This is a genomic window from Sulfuricurvum sp. (assembly GCF_049305995.1).
Lineage (GTDB): Bacteria > Campylobacterota > Campylobacteria > Campylobacterales > Sulfurimonadaceae > Sulfuricurvum.
The window spans coordinates 1-5,166 of the sequence record NZ_JBAQPS010000284.1; the positions used below are offsets into that span (position 1 = coordinate 1).

The window sequence follows — 5,166 nt, forward strand, 5'->3', positions numbered from 1 at the left end:
CATTTTTAACGATAGAGAGAATCAGTAGAAAATCCACTTTACGGCTCTTTTAAAAAATCTCAAAAAAAGCTTTATGGAAATATTATAAACGATGTTTTTCAAATAATCCAGTTCATTTGAATAAGAATGTAAAAAATATTTAATATGAGAATTTACTTGCATAAAAAGTTGTGCAGTTATTGTGTAATTATCTTGTCAATTTATAGCTATTTTTGACAACTTTTTAGAAAAAATGGAGATTGTTTTGAGGGTGATTAAAAGCTCTTTCAAGCCCTGTATTACGATGTTTTTGTATGGTGGTCTCAGTGTGACTCGAACACACGACCACTACCTTGTCGAGGTAGTGCTCTACCAACTGAGCTATAAGACCATCCTAGCTAATGCAAGGGTGAAATTATAGCTGTACGGAAGTTAAAAGTGACTTAACTCTTGCATGATTGTGGGCGGAAATTTAAAATCAGCAACCATATTACCGCAAAATCGATCATCATATCGGCAGCATTAAAGACAGCAAAGTTAAATCCGTAATGCCAATAGACATAATCAACCACCCCCCCGTGGACAAAACGATCTACAACGTTTGAAAGACCCGAACCCACCATAATCCCGACAGGAATCAGATAGCATTTTTGGCGAAGCCATAGAGTATAACCGATCACACTCGCCAACAGTGCGAGCTGAATCCATTTAAGCGACTCTGCTAAAAAAGTGAACATCGAAAATGCGACCCCTTTATTAAAAGGAACCAAAATCAGATCAATATAGGGGGTATAAAGACGAAAACCGCTTAAAATAATCGATTTTATCGCTTGATCGATGAACAACGCACTGCTCATCACCAATAATAAAATTATAATCGATCTAGCCATTCAAAGCCTTCTCAAAAAAGCCTACCAATCGTTCCATCATACTTTCCAATGCTTTCGCATCTTTACCTTCGAGTAAAATTCGAAGTTTATTTTCTGTTCCAGAGTAACGGATAAGATGACGCATATGCTTTGATTCTACTTCTAAAAGTTCTTCTGCTAAACCTACAATTTGATCAAGTGGTTTTTTAACTTTTACTTTAATATTAACCAATTTTTGCGGATAAAGTTTAAATGGACGTAGTACCTTACTCGCTTTTTGACCGGATGTCAGTAATAATGCTAAAAGTTGCAATGCGCTCACTAATCCATCACCTGTTTTTGCGTAGTCAAGAATAACAATATGTCCGCTTTGTTCTCCCCCAAAATTGATGCCGTTTTCACGCATCACTTCCAATACGTATTTATCACCCACATTGGAACGAAAAAGTTTCAAACCATTTTCATTCATTGTATCTTCTAACGCTTGGTTGCTCATAACAGTGGCGACGATTCCATCTCCTTTTAACTGACCATTTCTATGAAAAAAGAGTCCCAATGCACCTAGAATCTGATCACCATCGACTTCTTCGCCGTTTTCATCCACAACAATTAAACGGTCAGCATCACCATCCAGTGCCAAACCGATATCAGCACGATACTGTCGAACCGATTCGCAAAGGTCTTTAGTATGAAGAGCTCCACACCCTTCATTAATATTAAATCCATTAGGTTTATCATGCAGTACAATCACTTCTGCTCCTAACTCTTCGAGCACCGTCGGTCCCACTTTATACCCTGCACCATTAGCTGTATCTAAAACAATACGCAATCCTTGAAGTGTTAAATCACGACAAAATGAATTTTTCAGCTGAACAATATATCGACCGATAACGTCATCAATCCGCTTAGCTGAACCAATTTTTTTACCTGTAACCTGTCCTTCGTCAAGACGGTTTTTGTCATGTGCAATTGCTTCAATTTGTGCTTCAATATCTTCTGAAAGTTTATTTCCTTGTGCATCGAAAAACTTAATCCCGTTATCTTCATAGGGGTTATGGCTTGCTGAGATCATAATTCCTGCATCACATCGCATGTTCTCCGTTAAAAAAGCAATCGCGGGGGTTGGCATCGGACCGATTTGAACGACATCGTATCCCACTGCCGTTAAACCTGTAACGATCGCATTTTCAATCATGTAACCGCTACGGCGAGTATCTTTGCCTACTAAAATCTTCTTGGTTCGAGAATGAGCACTAAAATAAATTCCAGCTGCCATAGCAACTCGCATTGCCAATTCAGCGGTTAAAAAGGACCCGGCTTCGCCGCGTACACCATCGGTTCCAAAAAGTTTCATCATGAAAATCTCCTTTTTTTACAATCGGTTTAGATCTTTTAAGATACAGTCTATAAAATTTAACTTAATTTTAATTATCTTTAAGGTAGTATTCTACCCTAAAAAAAATTCGACAAGGATAAATGCCATGGCAAACCATAAGTCAGCATTGAAACGTATCCGTCAGACGGAAAAGCGTACAGAACGCAACCGATTCTATCGCACACGTATTAAAAACATTGTTAAAGCAGTTCGTACTGCAGTAGATGCAGGAAACAAAGAAGAAGCGAAAGCTGCTCTTGTTATTGCTAACGCCAACCTTCATAAATATGTAAGCAAAGGTGTCTTGAAAAAAGAGACTGCTGCACGTAAAGTTAGCCGTCTTCACCTCGCTGTTAACGCAATTGCAGCATAATTTTTGCCCTCAGGGCAAAACAACCTTCTTTGTAAAATTTCTCTAAACGCTTCTCTTAGGACAGACTCATGTTATCCGACAAACTCACCCCTTTTATCAACCGTTACAACGAACTCACTGAACTTCTAAGTTCTCCCGATATCGGTAATGACATCAAACGAATGACAGATCTCTCGAAAGAACAATCCTCTATTCAAGCGATTGTCACCAAAGCAACTGAGTACAAAAAACTCCTCGATGATATCGAAGAGAACAAATCACTCGCATTTGATGCGGAACTCGGTGAGCTGGCTAAAGAAGAGTTACGCGCATTAGAACCGATGATTGAACCGCTCGAAGATGAAATTAAAAAACTTCTCATCCCTGCCGATCCGAATGACAAACGAAATATTTATATCGAACTACGTGCAGGTACAGGGGGAGACGAAGCGGCGATTTTTGTCGGAGATTTGTTTAACGCCTATGTTCGATATGCGGATGTAAAAGGGTGGAAAATTGAACTAATGAGCAGCAGCCCAAGCGATGCGGGTGGGTTCAAAGAAATCATCGCCCTTATCAAAGGGGAGCAGGTTTATTCTCGTCTCAAATACGAAGCGGGAACTCACCGCGTACAGCGTGTCCCTGCAACCGAGTCTCAAGGACGAGTGCATACCTCAGCTATTACGGTAGCCGTAATGCCGGAAGTCGATGATGTCGAGGTTATTATCAATGAAAATGATCTCAAAATCGACGTTATGCGTTCATCCGGTTCAGGGGGACAAAGTGTTAATACCACCGACTCCGCCGTACGGATCACCCATCTCCCGACCGGAATCGTCGTCACCAACCAAGATCAAAAATCACAGCACAAAAATAAAGACAAAGCGATGCAAATTCTCAAAGCCCGTATTTATGATATGCAAATGCAAGAGGCAAAAGAAAAAGAGATGAGCGAGCGTAAAGATCAAGTGGGAACAGGAGATCGTTCAGGGCGCATCCGCACCTACAACTACCCTCAAAACCGCATCTCCGATCACCGAATTACGCTGACTCTTTATCGACTTGAAGAGATTATGCAAGGGGGATTGATGGACGATATTATCGAACCGTTGATCGCCGATACTCAAGCTCAGATTATGGAGAGAGCGGGATTATAATCGCCAAGTGGTCTCAAAAACCCCTTTGACTTCCCCTTTGAACGTAATCGTCCCCTCATCAAGTCCTAGATAGAGTGTCTCTCCGCTTTTCGGATAGACACGCGCATTATCCGCAACCAAACTCTCGATTGAAGCACGATAAAAACACGCCGCCATCCCTGTTCCGCACGCTAGTGTCTCATCTTCTACACCACGCTCATAGGTACGAACACGAATTGAACCGTTGCTTTCAACGTATGCAATATTGACATTAGCATTGTATTTGTAACGGAGTTCTCTCGCCATCGCGATATTAAAATTTTCCATATCGGCATCAAAGGTAACGAGATGAGGAACACCCGTATCGATAAGCCACCATGTCATTTCATGTTCAAAAATCGCATCATTGATAACGAGGGGAGGAGTCAAATCGCTTTGAACCACATCCCCCTCGACACTCGCTTTTATCACCCCAGCGCCCGTTAAAAACTCCATATTCTCACCTGCGAGTCCAAAACGGTGAGCATAATGGGCGCACGCACGGCTTCCGTTTCCGCACATCGAAGCAGTCGAACCATCGGCATTGTAAAACTCCCACTCGAAATCATGGCTCTCATGAGGGAGTAAGACGATCAACCCATCCGCTCCGATGCCGTTTTGACGATCACAGAGAGTTCGGGCAAGACCGGAACGATCGGCTCCATGAAAAGCATGAAAGATGACAAAATCGTTGCCGCTGGCGCAATATTTGGCGATTTGTAACATGGGGTATTCCTTTATAATTGCGGTAATTATACCTTAGGAGCGGGATAGAGTAATTTAATAGTGTCAACAAACTGCTCACACTCACGCTGTAGGTGTTTGAGATTGGAGGAGTTGTCAATCACCCATGTCGCGCGCGCTTTCTTCTCCTCGATGTCCATCTGACTCTCGATTCGGCGCAATGACTCCTCCTCCGAGAAACCGTTGCGTTTCATAAATCGCTCCATCTGCAATGATTTTGGAGTATAAACAACCACGGAATTTTTGATCGGATAGGATGATGTCTCAAAAAAGAGAGGAATATCGATCAAATAGGGGTACTTGAGGCGATCTTGTTTTTCACTTTGCTCTTCGATGGCGGTACGGATTTTCGGGTGGAGAAAACTTTCCAACTCTTTTTTCGCTTCCGAATCAGCAAAAATGATTTTACCCAATGCCGGGCGGTCAACTTTGCCATTTTTGACAAATTCTCCCCCAAATCGCTCAAATACCCATGCGCTATTTTCATCTAAAATACGGTGTGCTATCGTATCAGCATCGATAATGCGAAGACCGTTAAGCCCCAGTAAAGAGGCGACAGTACTTTTTCCTGTCGCTATTCCTCCGGTGAGCGCAATGGCATATTCAAATGCCATAATTATCTCGAACAGCGCGGTTTACTGCGCGTGGGCTCTCTGCCGAGGAGAACTTAGC

Annotated in this window: 6 protein-coding genes and 1 tRNA gene; 2 read left to right on the plus strand and 5 right to left on the minus strand. The window is 42.1% G+C overall.

The window, feature by feature from the left end; translation table 11 throughout:
• Nucleotides 1-294: 294 nt before the first annotated feature.
• The 3 genes from WA010_RS09785 to glmM all read right to left on the minus strand — a co-directional run bounded on the left by WA010_RS09785 (nucleotide 295) and on the right by glmM (nucleotide 2,202).
• Nucleotides 295-370: transfer RNA gene (locus tag WA010_RS09785), tRNA-Val, on the minus strand.
• Between the two features lie 52 nt (nucleotides 371-422).
• Nucleotides 423-869, minus strand: coding sequence for a signal peptidase II (gene lspA, locus WA010_RS09790; RefSeq protein WP_422556939.1), 447 nt, complete (start codon nucleotides 867-869; stop codon nucleotides 423-425).
• A complete protein-coding gene (gene glmM, locus WA010_RS09795) occupies nucleotides 862-2,202 on the minus strand; it encodes a phosphoglucosamine mutase (RefSeq protein ID WP_422556943.1) in 1,341 nt (446 codons plus the stop codon). The genes lspA and glmM overlap by 8 nt, the downstream gene beginning before the upstream one ends.
• A 127-nt stretch (nucleotides 2,203-2,329) precedes the next feature.
• Between glmM and rpsT the strand changes: the two genes are divergently transcribed.
• Both rpsT and prfA read left to right on the plus strand, forming a co-directional pair.
• Nucleotides 2,330-2,596, plus strand: a complete 267-nt coding sequence (gene rpsT, locus WA010_RS09800; RefSeq protein ID WP_015652533.1) for a 30S ribosomal protein S20 — start codon at nucleotides 2,330-2,332, stop codon at nucleotides 2,594-2,596.
• Nucleotides 2,597-2,664: 68 nt separating this feature from the next.
• Nucleotides 2,665-3,732 (plus strand): peptide chain release factor 1, encoded by a 1,068-nt coding sequence (gene prfA / locus WA010_RS09805; RefSeq protein ID WP_422556940.1) that lies wholly within the window; start codon nucleotides 2,665-2,667, stop codon nucleotides 3,730-3,732.
• On the opposite strand, the gene dapF is transcribed toward prfA, so the two are convergent.
• Nucleotides 3,727-4,476, minus strand: a complete 750-nt coding sequence (gene dapF, locus WA010_RS09810; RefSeq protein ID WP_422556941.1) for a diaminopimelate epimerase — start codon at nucleotides 4,474-4,476, stop codon at nucleotides 3,727-3,729. The genes prfA and dapF overlap by 6 nt on opposite strands.
• Before the next feature lie 26 nt (nucleotides 4,477-4,502).
• Entirely contained in the window at nucleotides 4,503-5,108 is a 606-nt protein-coding gene (gene coaE, locus WA010_RS09815) for a dephospho-CoA kinase (RefSeq protein ID WP_422556942.1), read from the minus strand.
• Nucleotides 5,109-5,166 lie beyond the last annotated feature (58 nt).

Coding starts and splice junctions, on each gene's coding strand:
- lspA (WP_422556939.1), bottom strand. CDS start 869: ATGGCTAGATCGATTATAATTTTATTATTGGTGATGAGCAGTGCGTTG.
- glmM (WP_422556943.1), bottom strand. CDS start 2,202: ATGAAACTTTTTGGAACCGATGGTGTACGCGGCGAAGCCGGGTCCTTT.
- rpsT (WP_015652533.1), top strand. CDS start 2,330: ATGGCAAACCATAAGTCAGCATTGAAACGTATCCGTCAGACGGAAAAG.
- prfA (WP_422556940.1), top strand. CDS start 2,665: ATGTTATCCGACAAACTCACCCCTTTTATCAACCGTTACAACGAACTC.
- dapF (WP_422556941.1), bottom strand. CDS start 4,476: ATGTTACAAATCGCCAAATATTGCGCCAGCGGCAACGATTTTGTCATC.
- coaE (WP_422556942.1), bottom strand. CDS start 5,108: ATGGCATTTGAATATGCCATTGCGCTCACCGGAGGAATAGCGACAGGA.